Here is a 23,953-nt window from a genome sequence, read left to right as displayed (position 1 = left end):
GCGGTCGTCGTCGATCTTGACGTAGAGTGCTGTCACGAGGGTGTCTATGTCTTGGCTCACACCAGATCATGGACACCCTCTCTTCGTGCGCGCAGGCTTGTGGAAAGACTCGTCTAGGGCGTGTGGCGTGGATGCCGCCCGCGCAGCGGGGTATGCGTCCGCGGAACGCCTGGAAGGACTCCTCCGTGGACGGCGCTCGTCGTCGCGCGGGGCGGCCGGAACCGGTTCGCGGCCGCCCCGAGGTCCTGCTAAGGTTGTCGTTGTCGCCAGGGGGCGCGGACCATTGGGCCGACCTGGCGGGCGGCGGGCGTCATTAGCTCAGTTGGCAGAGCAGCTGACTCTTAATCAGCGGGTCCGGGGTTCGAGTCCCTGATGACGCACAACGGGGCGACCCCGGCCAGGAGGCGTACACCTTCGGGCCGGGGTCGTTCGCGTGTCCGGGTGCACCGGCATCGGGCCCTCATGGGCGAGGGATGCGTTCACCCTGGTGGCGTGGCACACAGACGGCCGCGCGTGGTTCGGGGCGCCGCGGAGTTCCGGTAGAGTTGGCCGCGTTGGAACGGCGGGCCGGCGAAGGTCTCCGGAACATCAAGCGTCGTTAGCTCAGTTGGCAGAGCAGCTGACTCTTAATCAGCGGGTCCGGGGTTCGAGTCCCTGACGACGCACAGAACACAGCCCTGGTCGATCGACCAGGGTTTTCGTGCATTCCGGGGTGTGATTCCCGCCACCGTCGGCTACAGCGCCGTTCCCGGTGCGCCGAGTCCGCTCTGGTCGTGGCGCTCGCGCGGTCGAACGCGGGAAGTCCCACGGGTCAGCGGTTTCCGGCTTTTACGCGGCGCGAATTCCCTCTGCGGTCGGGTTCCCGTTCCTCCCGTTCCTCCCGTACCCGGCCACCCCGTTCTGTCCCACTCGTGGTTTAGGGTTGCTGTGCCTTTGATCATGGATTCTTCTGCTGATCTGACCAGTGCTAACCACGAAGAGTAGTCACTGTTTTGCAATTCGCTGTTTTCTTTAGGTTGGATTGACACAGCCATGGTCGGTGGTGAACTCTACAATTCCCGCCACCCCCTCCGCGCGGGACCATCCCTGAAAAACCCCGGAGTACCCTCATGCCTTCCGTCTCCCCCGTTGCCCGTGCCGCCCTGGTGTCCGCGACGGCCGTCGGCGCCGTGCTCAGCCTCAGCGGCTGCGACGCGCTGATCACCATGTTCGGCGGCGGCAACGCCTTCGAGGTCGCCGTCGGCGACTGTTTCGTCGAGGAGGAGATGCTCGTCTCGGGCGCGGATTCCGAGGTCTCCGACGTCCCCCTGGTCGACTGCGCGGAGCCGCACGACTCCGAGATCTACTACGTGTTCGACATGGAAGGCGACACCTTCCCCGGTCAGGAGGCCGTGTGGGCCGAGGCCGACGAGACCTGCCAGGGCCAGGCCTTCACCGACTTCGTCGGCCTCGCGTTCACGGAGTCGGAGATCTTCACCGGATCGCTGGCACCCTCCGAGGAGAGCTGGGACCGGATGAACGACCGCGAGGTCGTCTGCTACGTGTTCACCGAGGAGTCGACCACCGGCTCCCTCCAGGGCGCCAACCGCTAGTCGCAGCGGGACGGGTGCCCCGCCGCCCCGGCCCCCGCGCGGAGGAAGCGCGTCCCGCCCCTGGCGGCTCCCCGGACCCGGCCCACCACCCCCGGGCCGCCCGGCGGCCGTCGCCGCGTACGTGCCGTCACGTGCCCGGCACGTTCCGAACAAGCCCGGGCCGACCAAAACCAACCCCGAACCGAGCGCATCTGGTCTAGGTGCGCCCACCCTCGACCCGCACGGGTCGGGATGTGACTCACGATCTTCTGGAGTACCGATGCTGTTCGAAAAGCGCCACACGATCCTCGGCCGAACCGCTCTGGGCGGTATCGCCGTCGGCGCCGCCTTGGCGCTGTCCGCCTGTGCCCCCATCGCCGACATCCTGGGCGGCGGCTCCGTCGAGGTGCCCGAAGTCCCCGACGTGGAGCTGGAGTCCCCGGCCGAGGGCGAGGACGCCACCGCCCAGGGGCCCACGGACACGGGTGTGTTCCAGCTCAGCGTCGGTGACTGTTTCATCGAGGAGGAGATGAACAGCGCCTTCCTGAGCGACGGCGTCTCCGAGATCCCGATCCTGCCCTGCGACGAGCCGCACAACGCGGAGATCTTCCACACCTTCGACGTCGCCGGTGACACCTTCCCCGGTGAGGACGTTATCTGGGCCGAGGCCGAGGAGACCTGCCAGGGCCAGGCCTTCACCGACTACCTCGGGGTCTCCTGGGCCGAATCGGAGTACTACACCAACCAGCTGGTCCCCACCTCCGGCTCGTGGGCCAGCGGTGACCGCGAGATCGTCTGCTACGCCAACACGCTCGACGGCGAGCTGTTCACCGGCAGTCTCCAGGGCGTCAACCAGTAGCCGCACACGCGTCGACCGCCCCGGGGCGGGATCCGTACCGGGCACCGCCCCGGGGCGTGTCCGGTGGTGCGCCCGTGGGCGGTGTGCGGGCAGTCGCCTCGGCCCGCGTCGAATCCGGCGACGCTGCGAACGTTTCGCGACTCCGGCGCGTCTGCACGGGTGCAGCCGACCTCCCGTCGGTGCGAGTTCGACGATCCCGTGGAGTCACCGTGGTGTCCGAGACGCGTCGTCCGATCCCCGCCCGAATCGCTCAGGGCCTCCTGGCCGTCGGCGCCGCCCTGGCGCTGTCGGCGTGCGGCCCCCTCCCTCTGCTTCCGCCCGCCCTCACCGACGGCCGGACCGTCGGCCCCGAGCCCGCGCCGAGCCCCGAGCCCACGCCCACGCCGATACCCTCCGAACCGAGCCCGACCCCATCGAGCCGGACGGCCCCACGGACATGGACGTCTTCGCGCTCGACCTGGGCGACTGCCTCACCGACTACGGAGCCGACGAGGCGGTCTCCGAGGTGCCCGTCATCGACTGCGGCGAGCCGCACGACCACGAGGTCTACTACGTCGGGGACCTGGAGGGCGAGGAGTTCCCCGGGCGGGACGAGGTCGCCGACATGGCCTCCGACCGGTGTCGGGAGGCGTTCGACGCCTTCGTCGGCGTTGCCCACACGGAGTCCGAACTGGACTTCACCCTGCTGTTCCCGACCGAGAGCGGCTGGAACGAGGCCGACGACCGCGAAATCCTCTGCCTGATCCGCGAGCGCAGCGGCGAGCGGGTCACCGGCAGCCTGGAGGGCGTCCACCGCTGAGCTCGGTGCGGCCCGCACCGGAGGCTCGGGTTCCGGTGCGGGCGGCGTCTCGGCACACGCGGGCGCGCTACCGCCGAACGGCCGACAGGGCGTAGGCGTCCGTCATGGCCAGCCGCGCCCCGACGAGCGCCACACCGATCCCGGCGGCCTCCGCCGGATCCCGCGGCACGTCGGACGGCCGGGGAATTCCCGGGCAGGTGGCCTCCTCGGGCGCCGCGCCGTCCACCAGGTAGGCGTCGACGGCATCGGTCACGCAGGACATCCCCGGTATCGAGTAGAAGGCGTGCCCGCCGTCGTCGGCGACGGTGAGCAGGGGGTTGCCGAGCCGCGCGGCCATCGCCGGGCCGCCGTCGTAGGCGGTGTTGGCGTCGAACTCGCCCGCGATGACCAGGCCGGTCGGATAGCCGTCGCGTTCGAGGTCGACCAGGGGCTCGACCGGGTCGTGGGAGGCGAAGGTGCACGGTTGCGGTCGGTGCAGGAAGGCGCCCATGCCGAAGGGGTGCTCATCGCGGACCTCCCGCATGTCCCGGTAGTAGCCGGAGAGCCGGTCGGGCCACTCGGCCTCGCACTGCACGGCGATGAACAGGCCCGCGTTGAAGGCCTCGTACGCCGGTTCCTCCGCGGACGCAGACAGGGCGGACGGAGGGAAGGGCACGTCGTGGACGAGGTGCCACAGCACGGAGGCGGACACGTCCCACTCGCCCTGGAACCGCGCGAGGTAGCCGACCGTGAAGTCGAAGTCGGCGGCGCCGAACGTCGCCCCCGGCGGCAGTCCGGGGACGTCGTCGCGGGGGTTCTCCCGGAGCCGCCGCGACGTCTCCTCGAAGGCCTCGGCGACCTCCTCGGGCGTCGATCCCATGCCGTAGACGTCGTCGCGCTCGGCGATCCAGGGCGTGTAGCGCTCGACGTTGGCGGTGTAGGCCGGGGCCATCCGGGTGTAGACGTCGCGCCAGATGCCGTCGGGGTGGACCGAGGAGTCCAGCACGCTGCGGTCCAGCCGGTCGGGGAACAGGCTGCCGTAGACCGCGCCCAGGTAGGTTCCGTAGGAGACGCCGAAGTAGTTGAGCGTCCGCTCGCCGAGGGCGGCGCGGATGACGTCCATGTCCCGTGCGGTGTTCGCGGTGGTCATGTGCGGGCGCGCGGCGCCGTCGACCCGTTGGCACGCGCGCTCGGTGGCGATCGCGTCGCGGGTGATGCGGGAGAAGTCCGCGTCGTCGGGGCGGGGGACGATCGTCATGTCGGGGACCTCGCACTCCATCCTGGGGGTCGAGGCGCCGCTGCCGCGCGGGTCCATGCCGACGACGTCGTAGACCTCGGCGACCCGCTCGTCGCCGAGGCCGTAGTAGACGCCGCGTTCGGGGGCGTCGGCCAGGGGGAAGGCCCGACCTGTGCCGCCGGGGCCGCCCGGGTTGGTGATAAGGATCCCGCGGCGCGTTCGGGGTCATCCGCGGCCCTGCGGCTGATCGCGATCGTGACGCGCTCGCCGCCGGGGTCGGAGTAGTCCAGGGGCGCATCGACGTCGGCGCACTCCAGCCTTCGAGGCGGGTTTCCCCGCACGGCGCCCACTCGACCTCCTGGTCGTGGAAGGCGGCGAGGGGGTCGGTGGGGGCGGTGGGCTCGGCGGCGGCCGGGAGGGCCGACGCCAGGGTGAGGGTGAGGGCGCCCACGAGGACGCCCGCGGTTGACGTGCTGATCGTGTGTGCTCCGCGCACGGTTGGCCTCCGCTCTTCGCCCGAGCCGTGGGGGTGCTCGGGTGGCCGTCGTCGGAGTCGTCACCGTACGAAGCGGACGAAGTTGGGCAACACCCACCAAAGTTGTGCACGCGTGGGTTGACCGGATGTGGACAGTCTGTCTTGTGGGTGAATGTCCAGTCATGCGGTGGTTTGAGGGCTCCAGTGGGTCGCGCGGAGGGCGCCGCTCGGTCACAGGGGTGGCGCGGGGCTCTGGAGGCGGCGAGGCGTCGGGGCCATCCGGTTCACCGGGGTCCGCGAATTCGGCCTGGACTCCGACACCCGCGACACGGCGGTCACGGCCGCCGATCAGATGTGCCAGGACGACCGCATCGTGCTCGTACTGATCCAGGGCGCCCCGGCATCCAGTCCTGACCCGGGAGCCGATGGCGGGCGTGGTCGGGTCGCGCGCCCCCGCGTGTGCCGGATGTGAGTCAGGCGACCACGGTTTGTCGTGTGACTTGGGGCACACGGATCGTTGCTGGTGGCTAAGGTCTTGAGCGTGACAATCGCGACAATTAAGACTTATGGGATAAGGTGCCTCGCTTCGCGTTGCCGCACGTCGCGGCGGGTGCGCCGAGGTCTTTTCCGATGCTTCTTCGATTCTCCTGTCAAGCGGCGGGCCCTTTGTTAGTCTGACGATCCGAACGACGGTTCTCGGTGGATGTACAGGAATTGCGTCGGACGTGGATACTTGTCTCCGGATAGGGCGTTACGCTCCTTGTTCGGGTATCCGATCGTGCGTGCCCCCCCATCCGCCGTGGGGCCCGTTCCGGCGTTCCCCCGGCGTACGGGACACCCGTCGCCACGGGGTCCCGGCGCGGTCCACGAGGCGGCACCTCCCTGGTCAGGGTGGTGGTGCGGGGCCACCGCCGATCCGCCCACCTGATGCGAGGAGACGAGACTGTGGCACAGGCCCCGTCGCCGCACGAACGCGATGGCAACCCCCTGGCCGAGATGAAGCCGACGGAGGACGGACGAGGAGGACGGTTCCGCCGGGCCATCTCCCGGATGGTCAAGTCCCAGGACCCCCCGTCATCGGAGACCGAGCGAGGACATCCCGTGCATCAGCCTGTGCATCCGCACTCGCGGCCTGCCGGCGGGAAGGGCGGCCAGGACTCGTCCGGATCCGCCGCCAAGGCCAAGGACGAACCGTCCGACCGGCCCGTCGGCCCGTTCTCCGCCTCGGCGGAGAAGGGGTACCGTCCCGCGACGCGTACGAGCGTTCCGAACCCCTACACCAACCGGCGCCTGGAAGTCGACGACGTCGAACCCGGCGCCCACCCGGTCGGCCAGTGGCGCGGTGCGGGACTCGACGAGCCCACGCCGCGCGGTCGGCCCAGGACCCCGAACTCCCCTCTCATGAACGACTCCGCCACGGGCGCCGCACCGCGCCCCGCCCCCGGCTCCGAGCCCGGGGCGACCGACGCCGCCGCCGATGAGCGGCGGAAGCCGGCCGCCCCGGCGCGCTCCGCGACCGACGCCGAGCGCGACACCCACAGATCCCGGCACAACTCGGAGCTCCCCACCCGACGGCCCCCCCGCCAGGTCCGACGACACGCGTGCCGACCACCCCCCGCGCACCGGTGAGACCGGCCAGACCGCATCCGCGACCCCCGACTCCTCGGGTGCAGCGGACCGGCAGACGCCAGCGACCGGGCAGCACGGGGCCGACCCCCTGGAGGGAGGTTCGCGCATGGACGACCAGCCGAACCCGTACGGGACAGCGCGATCCCGAACCCCGGATCCGATCACCGGACCACAGGCCGTCCTGCCCGAGGCCGAGGTGCACGGCTCATCGGCGCGGACGGCGCCCGTCGCGACCGAGGGAGCCCGGCTTCCGGTGAGGGCGCCACGTCGAGGCCCCGCTCAGGGAGAAGCCAGGGCCAGGAGTCCCGGGCCGAACAGGACTCCCCAGCCCACGACGGTCAACCCGGGCACGAGCCCGGACGGAGGGCCCAGACACACTCTGCGGACCCGGAGGAGCCAGGCCCCGTCGCCGGGCACCAGGTCGCACCGGGAGTGGCGGCGCACCCGGGCCCCGTGGATCCGTCCGGACCCCAGGGGCGTCCGGTCGACCAGGGGTACGCGGGGTACCAGGCAGTGCAGGGGACGCCGGCGTACCCGGGCGACCCCGCACGCCAGCGGGCCCACGGCTCCGCGACGCCGCCGGGGCATCAGGGCCGACCCGCCTACTCTGGGCCACAGGCCGATCAGGGGCCGATCGTCGATCACGGCCGCGTCGGATACCCGGGGAATCCCGTGCATCCGACGGACCAGAGCCTCGCCGCGCACCCCGGGGCCCAGGGACAGCTCTCCCACCAGGCGTACCCCGGCTACACGACCGCGCACGGCAGCCCGTCGCACCCCGGTCAGCCCGGCCCTCAGGGCCACCCCGCCGGTCCCGTGCACGCGCAGCCCCACGACGCCTTCGGGCTCGCCCCGAACCAGGGCCATCCCGTCGGCCAAGGGTACGCGGGGTACCCGTCGGGGGCCGGTCCCCAGGAGCAGCACGTGTCGGGCCGGTTCGCGGTGGAGCCGTACCACGGCCAGTTCCCCCAGGCCCACCCCGGCCACGCGGGGCATCCGGCCGTCCCCGGGCTCCCCTCGCACCAGGGCCAGCTCCTTCCCCGTGCGTACGCCGGATACCCGGCACAGCACGTTCCCCAGGGCTACGAACAGGTCTCACAGCCGCGTCCCGGGCACCAGTTCGCCCTCCACGGGGCCTACGGCTACCCGGCCGAGCCCGGGTACCAGGCCTACGCCTACGCGCCGCCGATGGTCGCCTACCCGGCGCCCTACCAGCCGCCCGGCTACGTGTACCCGGGGCAGCCGATGGTCGTCCCCGGCCACATCCCCGCCTACGGTCAGCCCGTCCAGCACGTCATCGTGCTCACCTCGGGCCAGGCGCCGCCGGTGATCACCGCCGAACCGGCGACCTACTCCGACCGGTCGGACGCCGAGGACCGCACGCGCGTTCCCGAGGCGGACGACGACCGCTACGAGCCCGCGGGCGTTCCCGAAGCGGAGACTCCCGACACCCGGGAGCCGTCGCCCAGGAGGCCCAGGGGGAGGCTCCGGCCGCCCTGGAGGAGGCCCCCGAGGCCGCGGACGCCGCCGACGACCGGGAGCGGCTTGTCGGCTCCACGGACCGCGAGGGCCTGCTCAACGAGGCGCTCGCCGGTCTGGCCATGCGCGACCTGTCGCTGGTCGACGCCCTGCTGGAGACGGTCGAGGAACTGGAGACCGACGCCCAGGACCCCGACCTGCTCGACAAGCTCTTCCAGATCGACAACCTCGCCACCCGGATGCGACGCAACGGGGAGAACTTCCTGGTGCTGACCGGCCACGACGGCGGCGAGTCCGATGCCCACGACGAGATCGTGCCGCTCCTGGACGTCGCCCGCGCCGCGACCTCAGAGATCAAGGACTACCCGCGGGTGCGCCTCGGCAAGCTCCCGCAGACGTCCATCACCGGTATGGCCGCCGACGACGTCAGCCACCTGTTGGCCGAACTGCTGGACAACGCCACCGCCAACTCGCCCGAGCACTCCCAGGTCGTGGTCAGCGCGCGGGAACTCGACGACGGCCGACTCATGATCGTGGTCGAGGACGAGGGTGTGGGAATCCCCGAGTCCCAGCTCGTGGACCTCAACCGCAGGCTCTCCGGGGCGCCCGTCCTCGACGAGGAGGTCCCGCGGCACATGGGCCTGTTCGTCGCCAGCCGGATCGCGCGCAGGCACGGTCTGGAGGCACGCCTGGAGTCGCGTTCCTTCCGGGGGGTCAACGCCTACGCGATCATCCCCAACGATCTGCTGCGCGTGGCCACGCCCCCGATCCCGGGCCAGGCCCGCACCTCGACGGTGCCCCCGGCGGTCGCGCCCAAGACCCCCTTGGCCGCCCCGCCCGCGACCGGGACCAACGGCGTGAACGGCGACTCCGCCCACAAGCCCCTCGGCGGCGGTAACTCCGCCGTCACCGCCGCGGGACTGCCCCGTCGCAGCGCCACGCCCCACGGGTCGCCCCTGCGGATGATGCCCCCTCCGGACCACGTCGCGAAGACCGAACCGCCGTCCGACGCCCCGCCCAGGCTGACCGGCGAGGCCAGGGCCGAACAGATCCGCGACGAGCTCGGAGACTTCCTCGAAGGCGAACGGGAAGCCCTCGAGGACAAATCGGACGGAGAGGCCACGTGATCCCCCTCTCTCCCCGACACGTCCCCCGGGTGCCGACACGCACCCCCCGTCCCCCCGTAACGACCCTCGGCCCAGGCAGGTAGAGCGATGACCGAACACGTGAACGAAAGCGTTGAGAACTTCTCCTGGCTCATCGACCGGTTCGTCCGGGACGTCCGCGGAGTCGAGCACGCCGTGGTCGTCTCGTCCGACGGTCTGGTGCTGACGCACTCCAGTGACTTTCCCGAGGAGCACGCCGAACAGCTCGCGGCGATCGCCAGCGGTCTGCACAGCCTGGCAGTCGGCGGCGCGTCGCTGTTCCAGCGCGGCGAGTGCGAGCAGCTCCTGGTCCGGTTCAACAAGGGCCACCTGTTCATCATGGCCATCAGCGACGGTTCGTGCATGGCCGTCCTCACCTCCCCGGGCAGCGAGCTCAAGCTCATCGGGTTCCAGATGACCAAGCTCGTGGAGAACGTCGCGCACGTGCTCACCCCCCAGCTGCGATCGCAACTGCGCGAAGTCATCCAGAACTGAGCGCGGCGACCCGTAGCGGTTCGACAGGGATCACGAGAAGGTTGCCACTGACATGAGCTTCCGCAGGCGAAGGAGTAACCGCGTCCGCCCGTTCACCTTCACGGGCGGGCGGACGCGGTCGCGGCATCCGCTGATGGTGCAGACCCTGGTCTCGACGTCCGAGCCCGGGCACGAACCTCCCAGCACCCTCATGCCGGAGTCGATCAACATCTACCGACTGTGCCGGGAGACACGGTCACTCGCCGAGGTGTCGGCGGAGCTGAACATCCCCCTGGGTGTCACCCAGGTCCTGGTCAGCGACCTGGCCGAGCAGGACCTGGTGTACATCCACCCCACCATCACCGGCAGTAGTCCATCGGAAAACCAGGTTCTGGAGAGGGCTCTTCGTGGTCTCGAACGACTTTTCCAGTGACAACAGGTCGAATCGCAAGAAGATGTCGAGCAAGATCGTCATCGCCGGAGGCTTCGGCGCCGGCAAGACGACCTTGGTGAGCTCGGTCTCGGAGATTCCACCGGTCACGACAGAGGCAATCATGACCGAGGCGAGCATCGGCCATGACGACACCTCGATCACACCCGACAAGATGACGACCACCGTCGCGATGGACTTCGGCCGCATCACCATCGACGACGAACTGGTCATGTACATGTTCGGCACGCCCGGACAGGCGCGCTTCTGGTTCATGTGGGACGATCTGGTGCGCGGCGCGGTGGGTGCCGTCGTCGTGGTCGACTGCCGCAGGCTCGCGGACTCCTTCGACGCGGTGGACTACTTCGAGACGAACCGGCGCATCCCCTACATCGTCGCGCTGAACAAGTTCGAGGGACGTCTCGACTACTCGGCCGAGCAGGTCCGCGAGGCGTTGGAGGTGAGCCCGGAGGTGCCGATCATCGACTTCGACGCCCGCCAGCGCAACTCCGGCGGCGACGTCCTCAAGACGTTGCTCCGGTACGCGCTCCAGCACAACCGCGCGAGCGAGCCCGTCGGCTGACGGGCGGGGAGACGCCTCGCCCTCCCCACCGCCCCCGTAGACTCCCCAGGAAAGTTAGCGACAGATGCGCAAGATCCTTATCGTCGGCGCGGGCCATGCCGGACTGCACCTGGCCCATGGGCTGCTGACCGAAGGCTACGACGTCACGGTGATCACGGGGCAGTCGTCGATGGAGATCCGCACCGGCAAGGCGTCGATCTCCCAGTTCACCTTCCCCACGGCCCTGAACTACGAGCGCGAGCACGACCTGGACCTCTGGAGTGCCCTGTCACCCCAGATCAGGGAACAGAAGGTGCATCTGTACCCGGGCCAGGGCGTGTGCATGTCCTTCACCGGCAGGACCGGTGAGGGAAACGACTACTCGGTGTCCGTCGACAGGCGTGTGAAGATGGCCGACTGGCTGGAGTACTTCGAGGACCGCGGCGGCAAGGTCGTGATCCACGGAGTCACCGTCACGGATCTGGACTACTTCACCCGCATGTTCGAACTGATCATCGTCGCTGTCGGACACGGGGAGCTCGGGCAGCTCTTCGACTACGACGAGAGCAGGTTCTCCGGAGCCAGGCCCCGGTCGATCGCCCAGGCGCAGGTCTACGACGTCTGGCCGGACACGGACGGCGAGGAGAACATCAGTTGGGCCGCGTCCGCGGCCGAGGCGGGCAACATCATCTTCATGCCGATCCTCACGCAGGACGGGCCGGCCCACAACCTGCTCATGGTGGACAAGCGCGGCGGCCCGATGGACGCGTGGCCCGACCGGCCGGGTCCCGAGGAGCAGCTGCGGAGGATGAAGGACCTGCTCCGGCAGTACGCCCCGCAGTACTTCGAGCGCGTCAAGGACGCGGTCCTGGTCGACGGTCACAGGAGCACGTTGATCGAGGATCTGACGCCCCAGGTGCGCAACCCCGTGGGGGTCCTGCCCTCCGGCGGCCGAGTCCTGGGCATGGCGGACGTGGTCGTGACGATGGACCCCTACGTCGGTCAGAGCTGGAACAACTCCACGCGGTGCGCCAAGGCCTACCTGGAAGCCATCATCGAGCACGGTGAGCGACCCTTCGACGAGGAGTTCCTGGTCGGCGCCTTCGATCGCTTCTGGGAATTCGGTCTGTACAACCAGCAGTGGTCCGAGATGTGTTCTACGTGGTGGGACCAGGGCGACATGCCCCAGGAAATGCTCAACCTGCTGTCCGCCGCGGTCAAGTACCGCGAGGTCTCTGACCGTTGGATCCAGGGTTGGGACTATGCACCGGATTACAGGAAGTGGCTGCTGGACCCGGATCTGGCCGCCGAGTACGTGGCCGAGGTGCGCGCACGGCACGGCGACTGAGGCGCGCGCGCGGCACGGCGACTGAGGCGCGCGCGGCACGGTGTCCCGAGTCCGGTGTCCTCGTGGGCGCCGGACTCAGACGCTTTTCATGGGGGTCACCGGGCGGTTACGTACTCGGTCCGAATGTGAAACAACAATGTCCCAAAAGGGAGTTTTCGTTGTCACGGGCTGCGAGCTGCGGGTACGATCCTTCACGTTGATGTCCGAAAGCGTTACATGGTGAGTGGTGGGTTTTTTGTTGCCTGAGGTCCGATCCCTCTTTCCGCGACTGATCCGTTGACGCCGCGGTGAGTCTTCTCTCGGTGGAGCGGTACGCGACGTCCCCCGGCCGTGTTCCTCTCCTCTCCTCTCCGGTCCTCCAGGGGAACCCCCGCGTCCCGGACCAATACGTGGTGGGCGCGGTCCGCTAATCGATCATTCCTGACCTGCGCAAACAATGACCTGACCGTGCATTTGCACTGGAAGATCGCTGGCGGAGGCGATCCCTGCGATGTGCGGAACGACGTCGGGTGAAGTGAGATCGGAGACGACGATGGTGACGGGTGTGCGGACGCCTCCAGAGGCCGGTGAACTGATCGCCGTGATCGGGATCTCCCTCCGACTCCCGGGCGCCTCGACTCCCGACGCATTCTGGCGGCTGCTCTGCGAGGGCCGGGAGTCGATCTCCGCGCCTCCGGAGCGGCTCGGAGTCGTCTCCGCCTCGCGCGACTGGTACTGGGCCGGGTACCTCGACCGGGTGGAGGACTTCGACGCTGACTTCTTCGGCATCTCTCCGCGCGAGGCCACGGCCATGGACCCCCAACAGCGTCTCATACTCGAACTCGCCTGGGAGGCCGTGGAGCACGCACGCGTCGCACCGGACTCGCTGAGCGGCACGGACACCGGTGTGTTCATCGGTGCGATCACCTCCGACTTCGCCCTCGTCCAGCAGCGTGCCGGACAGGAGGGGCGGACCCACCACGCGTTCACGGGCACCCAGCGCGGCATGATCGCCAACCGGGTCTCCTTCGCCCTCGGGCTGGCCGGGCCGAGCATGACCGTGGACAGCGGGCAGTCGTCGTCCCTCGTGAGCGTGCACATGGCGATGGAGAGCCTGCGCCGTGGGGAGTGCGGGACGGCTCTCGCCGGCGGGGTGAACCTCATCCTGGCTCCCGAGAGCACCGAGAGCCTCATCGGGTTCGGCGGGCTCTCCCCGGATGCGCGCTGCTACACCTTCGACGCGCGGGCCAACGGCTACGCGCGGGGTGAGGGCGGAGCCGTCGTCGTGCTCAAACCGCTGGACCGGGCCCTGGCCGACGGGGACCCGGTTCACGCGGTCCTGCGGGGCGGCGCCGTGAACAACTCCGGCCAGACCTCCTACCTCGCCCGTCCGGACGCCCTGGGGCAGAAGGAGGTCCTGCGCACGGCGTACCGCAGGGCGGCGGTCGACCCGACACAGGTCGCCTACGTCGAACTCCACGGCACGGGAACCCCGGTCGGCGACCCGGTCGAGGCGGCCGCTCTGGGAGCGGTGTTCGCGGACGGGCGCGAGGATCCCTTGTACGTGGGTTCCGCCAAGACCAACGTCGGACACCTGGAGGGCGCCGCGGGTGTCGTCGGCCTCGTCAAGACCGTGCTCAGCCTCTCCCACCAGCAGATTCCGCCCACGCGCAACTTCGCTGAGCCGCATCCGGACATCGATCTGGAGGCGTTGCGGCTGAGCCCCCAGACCCGGCGCGTGCCCTGGCCCGTGAACTCCCCGCTGGCGGGCGTGTCCTCCTTCGGAGTCGGAGGCACCAACTGCCACCTCGTGCTGGGACCGCCGCCGGCGGTGCTGGCCGACCGGCCCGGCACCGGAACGGGGGACGGGGTCCTCGACCCCGTTCCGTGGGTGCTCTCGGCCCGGTCCGAGGAGGCTCTGCGCGCCCAGGCGTCGTCCCTGCACTTCTTCGTCTCGTCCCGTCCGGGGCTGCGGGCCCAGGACGTTGGCCTGTCACTGGCCACCACCCGATCGGTTTTCGAGCACCGGGCGGTGATCCTCGCGCCGGTCGGAGGGGCCGCCCGCGAGCTCGAGTCCGTCCGGCCCGCGTCGCTGCCGGTCGACGGGACGCAGAGACGGCCCGTCCTCCTCTTTCCAGGCCAGGGAGGCCAATGGGAGGGGATGGCCCGTGGACTCCTCAACGACGACGGCCCCCTCTCCCAGGTGTTCACCCGGCAACTGCTGGAGTGCCAGCGGGCCCTGGACCCCTACGTGGACTGGTCACTCCTGCACGTGCTGCGCGGGGAACCCCAGGCACCGGCGTTCGTCGGAGCCGGGGCACGGGTGGACGTCGTGCAGCCCGTGCTGTGGGCGGTCATGGTCTCGCTGGCCAGGGTGTGGTCGGCCATGGGAGTCGAGCCCGCGGCGGTCGTCGGTCACTCCCAAGGAGAGATAGCCGCCGCGTACGTGGCCGGGATCCTGTCGCTGGAGGACGCCGCGCGAATCGTGGCCCTCCGGAGCCAGGCGTTGACCGCGCTGGCCGGAACGGGCGGGATGGCGTCGCTGGGGTTGTCCCGCGCACGCGCCAAGGTGCTCGTCGAGGGCGACACGGACCTGTATCTGGCCGCGGTCAACGGACCCGAGTCGGTCGTGGTCTCAGGAGGCCGGGCGGCGGTCCGCCGCGCCGTGGAACACTGCGTCGAGCACGGAGTCCACGCGGCCTTGGTGGACGTGGACTACGCGTCCCACTCGTCCCACGTCGAGCGCATCCGCGCGGACCTGCGCGAGCTGCTCGCGGACGTGGATCCCCGCCCCGCCCGGATTCCGTTCCTCTCCACTCTCACCGGAGCCGAAATCGGCCCTGACGGCCCACGGCTGGACGGCGAGTACTGGTACTCGGGACTGCGCGGCACGGTGAAGTTCGCCTCGGCGGTGGAGGCCGCCATCGGCGCGGGATGGCGGACGTTCATCGAGGTGGGTCCGCACCCGGTGCTCTCCCTCGGCGTGCAGGGGGTGCTCGACGCCGCCGGTGCGCGCGGCCGGGTACTGCCCACCCTGCGCCGGGGCGAGGGGGACCAGGCGCAGTTGCTGACCGCGGCCGGGCAGGCGTTCACGGCCGGTGTCGACATCGACTGGGCCACGCTGTTCGGCGGAACCGGGGCGCGCTGCGTCGACCTGCCGACCTACCAGTTCCAACGGCGCAGCTACTGGCCGGGCCAACGGACCGCGGCCGTCGTGGAGCGGGACGCGTCGACGGCGGCCTCGGAGCGCGGTGGGCCCGCGTCCGTGAGTTGGTCCGAGAGAACGTCGCCAGGATCCTCGGCCGGTCGTCCCTGCCCGAGGCGGATGAGCATCGGGCCCTGCGCGACCTCGGCTTCGACTCGATGATGCTGCTGCAGCTCGCGCGTGCTCTGTCCCGGGAGACCGGAGTTCGTCTGGAGGACACCGCCGTGTTCGATCAGCCCACCCCCTCCGCGCTCGCGGAGTTCCTCGTGGGCGAGGTGGGGGAAGAGGCGTCCGGGCCCGCCCGGCCCGCCTCCGAACCGGTGGTCCCGTCCCCCCCGGTCGTGCCCGTGGCGGCTCCGGTCCGGATCCCCGACGGCGACCCCGTCGCGATCACCGCGATGGCCTGCCGGCTGCCGGGCGGAGCGCGATCTCCCGAGCGGCTGTGGCAGCTCGTGGAGGACGGCGTGGACGCGATCGGGGCCTTTCCCGACAACCGCGGCTGGGACCTGGGCGCTCTCTACGACCCCGAACCGGGCGCCCCCGGCCGAACCTACACGCGCTCCGGCGGTTTCCTGTACGACGCCGACATGTTCGACGCCGATTACTTCGGCATCAGCCCCCGCGAGGCCGATGCCATGGATCCCCAGCAAAGACTACTGCTGGAGACCTCCTGGGAGGCGGTCCAGCGCGCCGGGCTGGACACGGCCGACCTCCGTGAACGCCAGGTCGGCGTGTTCGTCGGCGCCATGCCGACCGATTACGGCCCGCGACTGGCGGACCCCGCCGTGGGAGACGACTCCGGATACCGTCTCACCGGCGGTACCCTGAGCGTCGCGTCGGGCCGCATCGCCTATGTCCTGGGGCTGAGGGGCCCGGCGCTGACCATCGACACCGCATGCTCGTCCTCCCTGGTGGCCCTGCACCAAGCGGTGGCGGCGATCCAGCGCGGAGAGTGCGAGATGGCCCTGGCGGGCGGCGCCACGGTCATGGCCACCCCCGGAATGTTCCTGGAGTTCTCCGTCCAGCGCGGCCTGTCCCCCGACGGGCGCTGCCGTGCCTTCGGCGCCGACGCGAACGGGACCGCCTGGGCCGAGGGCGCGGGGATGCTCCTGCTCGAACGCGCGTCACGGGCCCGCCGCCACGGACGGCCGGTGCTGGCCCTGGTCAAGGGCAGCGCCGTCAACTCGGACGGGGCCAGCAATGGATTGACCGCGCCCAACCGGGAAGCCCAGGAACGGGTGATGCGGCGGGCGCTGGAGTCGGCTGGTCTGAGGCCGGACGAGGTCGACGCGGTCGAGGCCCACGGGACCGGGACCCCGTTGGGCGATCCGATCGAGGCGCGCGCGCTCATCTCGGTGTACGGGAGTGGGCGCGAGCGCGACGAGGACCTGCGCGTGGGGTCGCTCAAGTCCAACATCGGGCACACCCAGGCCGCCGCCGGGGTGGCCGGGGTGATCAAGACGGTGGAGGCCCTGCGGCACGGACGGCTGCCGCGCACCCTGCACGTGAATGAGCCCACCGACAGGATCGACTGGACGGAAAGCGGTCTGCGCCTGCTCCGGGAGCCGGAGCAGTGGCCGGACACCGGGCGTCCCCGCCGGGCGGCCGTGTCCTCCTTCGGGATCAGCGGCACCAACGCACACGTGGTCTTGGAGGGCGTCGCCGACGAGGGCGCCCCAGTCACCGTTCCCGTCGACCCCTTCCGGCGCCAACGCCACTGGGCGGTCCCGTCCGCACCCGCCGACGTCGTCCGTGCGAAGCCCGCCGAACCGTTTCTGGGCGAGGCACTGGCCTTGGCCGACGGGCGCACCGTGTTCCCCGGCCGCGTGGACCTCGACGGACAGCCCTGGGTTCGTGACCACGAACTGCTGGGCAGGGTCGTCGTGCCGGGCACCGCGTTGGTGGACCTGGTCGCGCACGCGGCCGACAAGGTCGGCGCCACCGTGGAGGACCTGGTCCTGGAGACGCCACTGGTGCTGGCGCGCGGCGAGGGCGCCGGGCTCCAGGTCACGTTGGACCCCCCCGACGACCGAGGCCGGCGTGAGCTGAACGTCCACGCGCGACGCGACGACGCCGCGGCGGACGCCCCATGGACCCGGTACGCGTCGGGGACCCTGGTCGAGGGTCCCCCGGTCTGGAACGACGGCGTCGCCCTCGCGCCGGACGGGCCGTGGCCCCCGGCCGACGCCGAGTCGGTGACCGCCCGGCCCGACTACGTCCGACTCGCCCGGTACGGGTACGCCTACGGCGCCCTCTTCCAGGGGTTGCGGAGGGTGTGGCGACTCGGCGACGACTTGCTGGCCGAGATCGAACCGCCCGAGACACCCCTCACCGGCGGTCCCTTCCACGGCCCCCATCCGGCTCTGGTGGACGCCGCGCTGCACGCCGTCCTGCTCCACGGCGGGATCGGTGGACGTGGACTGGCGGTCCCGTTCACGTGGTCGGGAGTCCGCGTCCGCGCCGTCGCCGGGGTGCCGGCGCCAGATCGACTGCGCGTTCGCGCCACGCGGCTCGGGGCCGACCGGTTCCGCCTCCACGTCGCGGACGCGGCGGGCGAGCCGGTCGTCTCCGTCGACGAACTGGTCCTGCGTGCGCTCGACGAGGACACCCTCCCCGCGCGCGACCCCTCCGAGCTTCCGGGTTTGTACGAACTCGTGTGGGACAGGGCCACCGCTCCGGGTCCATCGCCCGTCGTTCCCACGGACCTGCCGGACCTGAACGGGCTCGACCTCGACGGCGCGGTGCCGCCGGTCGTCTACACGGAACTGCCCGCCAGCGCCGTCTACGCCGAGGACGCCTCGGTGCCCGAGTCCGTCCGCCGAGGGCTCGACGCGGCGTTGGAGACCATCCGCGCCTGGCTGACCGATCCTCGTACCGAACACGCACGACTGGTCGTGGTGACGTGGCGCGCGGTGTCCACGGACCCGGGCAGCCGCCTCACCGGGCTCTCGGCGGCACCGGTGTGGGGCTTGCTGCGGGTGGCTCAGCGAGAGCACCCCGACCGCCTCGTCCTCGTGGACTCCGACGGTTCCGAGGACTCGCTTCGGATGATGGCCGGCGCGGTCGAACTGGGCGAACCCCAGTTGGCGCTGCGGTCGGGATCGGTCCTGCTGCCTCGACTGGTCAGGTCCGGCGCCGGGCGGCGGCTCACCCCACCGCGTGCGCCCTGGCGCCTGGACACCCGGCGTCCCGGCTCTCTGGAGAGTCTTGAGCTGGTGCCCGCGCCGCACGCGGGAGGATCCCTCGGCCCCCACGAGGTCCGTGTGGCCGTTCGTGCGGCCGGTGTGAACTTCAAGGACGTGCTGGTCGCGCTCGGCATGGTCGAGGGGGAAGCCGTGATCGGGTTGGAGGGCTCCGGGATCGTCCTGGAGACCGGCGCCGAGGTCACGCGCCTGACCCCGGGCGACCGGGTGACGGGCATGTTCGACGGAGCCTGCGGTCCGATCGCGCTCGCGGACGGCCGCAAGCTCGTCCGGATCCCCGAGGAGTGGACGTTCGAACAGGCCGCGGCCGTCCCCGTCGCCTTCCTGACCGCCTACCACGCTCTCGTGGACCTGGCGGCGCTGCGCCCGGGCGAGAGCGTCCTGGTGCACGCCGCGGCGGGCGGCGTCGGAACGGCGGCGGTGCAGCTCGCCCGACACATGGGGGCCCGCGTGTTCGGCACGGCGAGCCGGCGCAAGTGGGCGGGGCTGGCGGCCTACGGGCTCGACGAGGACCGGCTGGCCTCTTCCCGCGACCTGGAGTTCGAGCAGCGCCTGAGGGACGCCAACGGTGGGCGGGGGATGGACGTGGTGCTCAACTCGCTCAGCGGAGAGTTCGTGGACGCCTCACTGCGGATGCTGCGTTCGCCGGGCGACGGTGACGGCCCGGGCGGGCGGTTCGTGGAGATGGGGCTCACCGACGTTCGCGACGTACGGGATGTCGCCGCGGCCTTCCCCGGGCGCGGCTACGACCCGTTCCAGCTGACGGACGTGCCCCCCGAGCGGATCGGCCAGACGCTGGAGCGCGTCATGGACCTGTTCTCCGCGGGCGTTCTCACACTGCCCCGGATCACCGTCCACGATCTCCGCCACGCCCAGGACGCCCTGCGCTCCCTGCAGCGGGGGGAGAACGTCGGCAAGCTGGTGCTGACCGTGCCGGCGCCGTTCCCACAGGAGCGCACGACCCTCGTCACCGGCGGGACGGGAACCCTGGGGCACCAGGTGGCGCGGCATCTGGTCACCGGCTACGGGGTGCGCGACCTGCTCCTCGTCAGCCGGAGCGGCTCTGCCGCCGAGGGACAGGACGCGCGCACCGCGGAACTGGAGGGGCTCGGGGCCCGAGTGCGCGTGGCGGCCTGTGACGCGGCCGACCGCTCCGCCCTCGAAGACCTGTTCGCCGGGTTGCCGCAGGACCGGCCCCTCGGCGCCGTCGTGCACACGGCCGGTGTTCTCGATGACGCCACCGTCACCTCCCTCACCTGGGACCAGATCGACCGGGTGCTGAGGCCGAAGGTCGACGCCGTCTGGAACCTGCACGAACTCACCGCCGACGCCGACCTGGGCGCGTTCGTGCTCTTCTCGTCGGCGGCCGGTGTGCTGGGAAATCCGGGGCAGGGCAACTACGCCGCCGCGAACGTCTTCTGCGACGCACTGGCCCACCACCGCAGAGAGCACGGAGTTCCCGCGACCTCGCTCGCCTGGGGCCTGTGGGCCGGACCCGCCGGCATGACCGGGCACCTGGACGACGCCGACCTCGACGCACTCCGACGAGGAGGACTCGCGCCGATGCCTCCCGAGGAGGCGCTCGCCCAACTCGACACCGCCCTGTTCTGGGATCTGGTCAACGCCGTGCCCGCTCTGCTGGACATCGAGCACGGCGGCGACACACCCTTCCTGCGCGGACTCTCCTCCCCGGGTACGTCGGGGAGTCCGTCAGTCACGGGATCGACCCCGGGGGCCGGCGACGTCATCCCGGAGGGGTTCGCGGACCTGAACTCCGTCGAGCGCGAGCGCGCCGTCCTCGCGGCGGTCCGCACGCACACCGCGGTCGTTCTCGGCCATGGAACCGGTGACGGGCCGTCTCCCATCAACCCCGACCGGCCCTTCACCGAGATCGGACTCGACTCCCTGACCGGAATCGAGCTGCGCAACCGCCTGCGCGGCGCCACCGGGGTGCGGATGCCGGCCACCGCGATCTTCGACCACCCCACGCCGCGTGCCCTCGCGGCGTTCCTGGAGGACCTGCTCTTCCCGACCGAACTCCCCGAACAGGACGCGGGCCCGCACGACAGGGGCGGCGCCCACGCCGGGGCCGGGATGGCGTACCGGGAGGCCAGCATCGACGCGATGGGTGTCGACGAACTCGTCACCCTGGCCCTCCACGAGCGTCAGGACCCTCACCACGTTGGACAGGAGACGGCACTTGACCAATAGCGAAGCACGCCTGGTCGCGGCCCTCAGGACCGCGGTGAAGGAGAATGTACGGCTGCGTGAGGAGAACGTGCGGCTGCGCGAGGAATGGGACCGCTCGGCTCCGCCCGAACCGATCGCCGTCATCGGCATGGGCTGCCGGTTCCCCGGGGGCGCCGACACGCCCGAGGGACTGTGGGACATCGTCTCCGAGGGGCGCGACGCGGTGCGGCCCTTCCCGGCCGACCGGGGTTGGGACCTGGAGGACCTTCGCGGGGGGACGTCCGGGGCGCCGCGTTCCTCGACCGGGGAGGGCGGTTTCCTCGACCGCCCCGCCGCCTTCGACGCCGAGTTCTTCGGGATCTCCCCGCGTGAGGCGCTGGCGACCGACCCCCAGCAGCGGCTTCTCCTGGAGACGGCATGGGAGGCGGTCGAACGAGCCGGGATCGATCCGACGTCCCTGGCCGGATCGGAGACCGGCGTCTACGTCGGCACCATGCCCCAGGAGTACGGGCCCCGGCTGACGGACGCCTCCGCGGACGGTTTCGCGCTCACCGGGTCCCTGCCCAGCGTCGCCTCCGGCCGGGTCTCCTACGCACTGGACCTGACCGGCCCGGCCGTGACGGTGGACACGGCGTGTTCGGCCTCGCTGGTGGCGCTGCACCAGGCGGTTCGGGCCCTGCGGGCCGGGGAGTGCTCACTCGCCCTGGCCGGGGGCAGTTGTGTGATGGCCGCTCCAGGGGTGTTCACGGAGTTCTCGCGACAGGGCGGGCTCGCCCCCGACGGCCGTTGCAAGGCGTTCTCCGCCACGGCAGACGGAACCGGATGGGCCGAGGGCGCGGGCATGATTCTGTTGGAACGGCTCTCCGACGCCCGGCGCAACGGACACACGGTTCTGGCGGTGGTGCGCGGCAGCGCCGTCAACCAGGACGGGGCGTCGAACGGGATCATGGCCCCCAACGGGCCCTCGCAGCAACGCGTGATCACACGGGCCCTGGACGACGCGGGTCTGTCTCCGGGCGACATCGACACGGTGGAGGCGCACGGCACGGGTACCAGGCTCGGCGATCCGATCGAGGCCCAGGCGCTCATCGCCGTCTACGGCCGCGGCCGACCGGAGAGCCGGCCGCTCTGGCTGGGGTCGCTCAAGTCCAACATCGGCCACGCCCAGACCGCGGCAGGGGTCGGCGGCGTCATCAAGTCCGTCATGGCCCTGCGGCACGGCGTCCTGCCGCGGACACTGCACGTGGACGAGCCGTCACCCCTGGTGGACTGGGACGGGAGCGGAGTCCGGCTGTTGACCGAGGCCATGGACTGGCCGGAGACCGGCCGCCCCAGACGGGTCGGAGTCTCCTCGTTCGGCATGAGCGGCACCAACGCGCACGTGATCCTGGAACAGGCGTCCGAGAACCCGCCGAGGGGGGAGAGCCCGGCCGGGAGAACGGCACCGGTTCCCGTCCCCTGGGTGCTGTCGGCACGCGGCGAGGGCGCGCTGCGGGAGAAGGCGGCCCAGCTCGCCGACATGCTGCGCCGACGCCCGGAGACCGCTCTCGGGGACGTGGGGTGGTCACTGGCCACCTCCCGCTCCCGGTTCCCGCACCGGGCCGCACTCCTGGTCCGTGACCGGGGCGAGGCGATCGAGGCCCTCGACGCCTTCGCCGACGCGCTTCCTGCTCCCGGCGTCATCCGCGGCCGTTCCGTGCCAGAGCCCCGCACCGCGTTCGTGTTCCCTGGGCAAGGAGCGCTCGGCGACCGCCTGGACCTGGGCGCCCTCACCGACGCCCAGCCGGTCTTCGCCGCGGCCGTCGACGACTGCGAGCGGGCGCTCGCACCCTACCTCGACTGGTCGGTGTCCGCCGTGCTGCGCGGTCGCTCCGACGCCCCGGACGTGAGTCGGCCAGACGTGGCCCAACCACTGCTCTTCACCATCATGGTCGCCCTCGCCCGGCTCTGGCGGTCCCACGGGGTCGAGCCGTCCGCGGTGGTCGGCCACTCCCAGGGGGAGATCGCCGCAGCGCACATCGCGGGCATCTTGACGCTGGACGACGCGGCCGCGGTGGCGGCCCTCCGCAGCCGGCTCGTCGTGCCCTTGGTGGGCGTCGGCGGCATGTTGGCGCTCCAGCTGCGGCCCGGGCAGGAGCCGCCGTCGCTGGACGCCTGGAGGGGACGGCTGGACGTCGCAGCCCGCAACGGGCCGGGCACCGTCGTGGTCGCCGGGGACACCGACGCGCTCACGGAGCTCTCCGAACGGTGCGCGGACGCGGGCGTGCTCGCCTTCCCCGTTCCCGCGGGCTTCGCCGCTCACTCTCCCCAGGTCGGTGCTCTGCGGGAGGAGCTGCTGGCCGCGCTGGACACGATCCGGCCCCGCCCGGGTGACCTGCGCCTGTACTCCACGGTGCACGGCGCCCGGATCGACGGAACCACCATGGACGCCCACTACTGGTACCGGAACATCCGCCAGACGGTGCGGTTCGAGACGGCCGTGCGTGCGATGGCGGCCGACGAGTTCACCACGTTCGTCGAGATGGGCCCGCGAGCGGTCCTGACGATCGGGATACAGCAGACTCTGGAGACAGCTGACCGGAACCGCGGCGAGCACGCTGTTCTCGGGGCGTTCCACGGTGAGACCAGCGGTCCCCGCGAGTTCCTTGCCGCTCTCTCCGAGGCGTGGGTGTGCGGGACCGAGCCGGACTGGTCGTCGGTCTACGCGGACCACGCGCCCGGCGTGGTCGACCTGCCCACCTATCCCTTCCACGCCGGGACTACTGGTTGGACACCGCGCCGCGTCCCCCCCGGCCCACGTCGGGCGGCGAGTCGGGGCAGGAGCCCGCGGTGCTCGGGAGACCGACACGGACGGGCCTCGCCGCGCTGCCGCACCTGTCCGACCGCGACCGGGAGGAGGCCGTGCTCGCACTCGTCCGCGAGCACGTGGCGGCCGTGCTCGGCTTCCCCTCGCCGGAACAGGTCGACGTCCATCGCGGGTTCGTGGACGCGGGCGGGACATCTCTGGGGGCGGTGCGCCTGCGCAACGTCCTGAACGCGGCCACGGGGCTGGAGCTTCCGGTGACCGTCGCCTTCGACTACCCCACACCTTTGGCCCTCGCCCGGCACCTGCTCTCCCTCCTGCTGGCGTCGGGGAGCACCGTGACCGACGATCCGATCGCCGCCCTGGACCAACTTCGCTTCGCGCTGAAGGCCACGGCGTTGGACGCGGCGGACCAGGACGAGCTGGTGACGGGGCTGCGGGACATATTGGAGGCGTTCTCCATCGGGCAGGGAACGACGGCGGAAGGCAACGAGGAACTGGAAGGCGCCAGAGATGACGACCTCATCGAACTCATCGGCAAAGAGTTCGGAATCTCCTAGTCGACGCTGTTCCCCGAACCCTAGGT

General features: G+C 71.1%; 16 protein-coding genes and 2 tRNA genes. 16 read left to right on the top strand and 2 right to left on the bottom strand.

Annotated features, from left to right (window positions below):
- The first annotated feature begins 307 nt into the window (after positions 1 to 307).
- The 5 genes from BJF83_RS24655 to BJF83_RS30105 all read left to right on the top strand — a co-directional run bounded on the left by BJF83_RS24655 (position 308) and on the right by BJF83_RS30105 (position 3,229).
- Positions 308 to 380 (top strand) — tRNA-Lys (locus tag BJF83_RS24655).
- Between the two features lie 212 nt (positions 381 to 592).
- Positions 593 to 665, top strand: a tRNA-Lys gene (locus BJF83_RS24650).
- Between the two features lie 444 nt (positions 666 to 1,109).
- Positions 1,110 to 1,592, top strand: coding sequence for a septum formation family protein (locus BJF83_RS24645; protein WP_075928195.1), 483 nt, complete (start codon positions 1,110 to 1,112; stop codon positions 1,590 to 1,592).
- A gap of 259 nt (positions 1,593 to 1,851) precedes the next feature.
- Complete coding sequence (locus BJF83_RS24640; protein WP_075928194.1) at positions 1,852 to 2,430, top strand: septum formation family protein; 579 nt, start codon at positions 1,852 to 1,854, stop codon at positions 2,428 to 2,430.
- A gap of 436 nt (positions 2,431 to 2,866) precedes the next feature.
- A complete protein-coding gene (locus BJF83_RS30105; protein ID WP_262391858.1) occupies positions 2,867 to 3,229 on the top strand; it encodes a septum formation family protein in 363 nt (120 codons plus the stop codon).
- Positions 3,230 to 3,296: 67 nt separating this feature from the next.
- Here the strand turns inward: BJF83_RS30105 and BJF83_RS24630 are convergent, their stop codons facing one another.
- Positions 3,297 to 4,601, bottom strand: a complete 1,305-nt coding sequence (locus BJF83_RS24630) for an alpha/beta hydrolase (protein WP_262391867.1) — start codon at positions 4,599 to 4,601, stop codon at positions 3,297 to 3,299.
- 1,420 nt (positions 4,602 to 6,021) lie between these two features.
- Between BJF83_RS24630 and BJF83_RS24625 the strand changes: the two genes are divergently transcribed.
- Positions 6,022 to 6,549, top strand: a complete 528-nt coding sequence (locus BJF83_RS24625) for a hypothetical protein (RefSeq protein WP_143832077.1) — start codon at positions 6,022 to 6,024, stop codon at positions 6,547 to 6,549.
- A gap of 279 nt (positions 6,550 to 6,828) precedes the next feature.
- Here the strand turns inward: BJF83_RS24625 and BJF83_RS27205 are convergent, their stop codons facing one another.
- Positions 6,829 to 7,416, bottom strand: a complete 588-nt coding sequence (locus BJF83_RS27205; protein WP_158070456.1) for a hypothetical protein — start codon at positions 7,414 to 7,416, stop codon at positions 6,829 to 6,831.
- Between the two features lie 57 nt (positions 7,417 to 7,473).
- Here BJF83_RS27205 and BJF83_RS30100 point away from each other — a divergent pair, with 57 nt between their 5' ends.
- From BJF83_RS30100 to BJF83_RS26360, 10 genes are all read left to right on the top strand, one after another.
- Complete coding sequence (locus BJF83_RS30100; protein WP_262391857.1) at positions 7,474 to 8,301, top strand: hypothetical protein; 828 nt, start codon at positions 7,474 to 7,476, stop codon at positions 8,299 to 8,301.
- Positions 8,268 to 9,155 (top strand): ATP-binding protein, encoded by an 888-nt coding sequence (locus tag BJF83_RS30095; RefSeq protein ID WP_316042356.1) that lies wholly within the window; start codon positions 8,268 to 8,270, stop codon positions 9,153 to 9,155. The genes BJF83_RS30100 and BJF83_RS30095 overlap by 34 nt, the downstream gene beginning before the upstream one ends.
- An 87-nt stretch (positions 9,156 to 9,242) precedes the next feature.
- A complete protein-coding gene (locus tag BJF83_RS24610) occupies positions 9,243 to 9,668 on the top strand; it encodes a roadblock/LC7 domain-containing protein (protein WP_075928190.1) in 426 nt (141 codons plus the stop codon).
- Positions 9,669 to 9,720: 52 nt separating this feature from the next.
- Positions 9,721 to 10,080: a DUF742 domain-containing protein gene (locus tag BJF83_RS24605; RefSeq protein WP_075928189.1), complete on the top strand. Its 360-nt coding sequence runs from the start codon at positions 9,721 to 9,723 to the stop codon at positions 10,078 to 10,080.
- 22 nt (positions 10,081 to 10,102) lie between these two features.
- Positions 10,103 to 10,660: an ATP/GTP-binding protein gene (locus tag BJF83_RS24600; protein WP_075928188.1), complete on the top strand. Its 558-nt coding sequence runs from the start codon at positions 10,103 to 10,105 to the stop codon at positions 10,658 to 10,660.
- Positions 10,661 to 10,724: 64 nt separating this feature from the next.
- On the top strand, positions 10,725 to 11,987 hold the full coding sequence (locus BJF83_RS24595; RefSeq protein WP_075928187.1) for a styrene monooxygenase/indole monooxygenase family protein: 1,263 nt from the start codon (positions 10,725 to 10,727) through the stop codon (positions 11,985 to 11,987).
- A 544-nt stretch (positions 11,988 to 12,531) separates the two neighbouring features.
- Complete coding sequence (locus BJF83_RS30090; protein ID WP_262391856.1) at positions 12,532 to 15,333, top strand: type I polyketide synthase; 2,802 nt, start codon at positions 12,532 to 12,534, stop codon at positions 15,331 to 15,333.
- On the top strand, positions 15,237 to 20,585 hold the full coding sequence (locus BJF83_RS24590; protein ID WP_262391855.1) for an SDR family NAD(P)-dependent oxidoreductase: 5,349 nt from the start codon (positions 15,237 to 15,239) through the stop codon (positions 20,583 to 20,585). Before BJF83_RS30090 ends, BJF83_RS24590 begins: the two co-directional genes overlap by 97 nt.
- Entirely contained in the window at positions 20,575 to 23,598 is a 3,024-nt protein-coding gene (locus tag BJF83_RS24585; RefSeq protein WP_158070455.1) for a type I polyketide synthase, read from the top strand. The genes BJF83_RS24590 and BJF83_RS24585 overlap by 11 nt, the downstream gene beginning before the upstream one ends.
- The gene (locus BJF83_RS26360) at positions 23,490 to 23,927 is read left to right on the top strand and encodes a phosphopantetheine-binding protein (protein WP_075928185.1); all 438 of its coding nucleotides are present in this window, start codon (positions 23,490 to 23,492) and stop codon (positions 23,925 to 23,927) included. The genes BJF83_RS24585 and BJF83_RS26360 overlap by 109 nt, the downstream gene beginning before the upstream one ends.
- Positions 23,928 to 23,953: the final 26 nt, after the last annotated feature.

The organism is Nocardiopsis sp. CNR-923 (genome assembly GCF_001942255.1).
GTDB lineage: Bacteria > Actinomycetota > Actinomycetes > Streptosporangiales > Streptosporangiaceae > Nocardiopsis.
This window is presented reverse-complemented; position numbering and strand designations above follow the sequence as displayed.

Bases quoted from the DNA above. Each gene is read 5' to 3' on its own strand.
- BJF83_RS24645 (WP_075928195.1), top strand. From the start codon at position 1,110: ATGCCTTCCGTCTCCCCCGTTGCCCGTGCCGCCCTGGTGTCCGCGACG.
- BJF83_RS24640 (WP_075928194.1), top strand. From the start codon at position 1,852: ATGCTGTTCGAAAAGCGCCACACGATCCTCGGCCGAACCGCTCTGGGC.
- BJF83_RS30105 (WP_262391858.1), top strand. From the start codon at position 2,867: ATGGACGTCTTCGCGCTCGACCTGGGCGACTGCCTCACCGACTACGGA.
- BJF83_RS27205 (WP_158070456.1), bottom strand. From the start codon at position 7,416: ATGGCCCTGGTTCGGGGCGAGCCCGAAGGCGTCGTGGGGCTGCGCGTG.
- BJF83_RS30095 (WP_316042356.1), top strand. From the start codon at position 8,268: ATGCGACGCAACGGGGAGAACTTCCTGGTGCTGACCGGCCACGACGGC.
- BJF83_RS24610 (WP_075928190.1), top strand. From the start codon at position 9,243: ATGACCGAACACGTGAACGAAAGCGTTGAGAACTTCTCCTGGCTCATC.
- BJF83_RS24605 (WP_075928189.1), top strand. From the start codon at position 9,721: ATGAGCTTCCGCAGGCGAAGGAGTAACCGCGTCCGCCCGTTCACCTTC.
- BJF83_RS24600 (WP_075928188.1), top strand. From the start codon at position 10,103: ATGTCGAGCAAGATCGTCATCGCCGGAGGCTTCGGCGCCGGCAAGACG.
- BJF83_RS24595 (WP_075928187.1), top strand. From the start codon at position 10,725: ATGCGCAAGATCCTTATCGTCGGCGCGGGCCATGCCGGACTGCACCTG.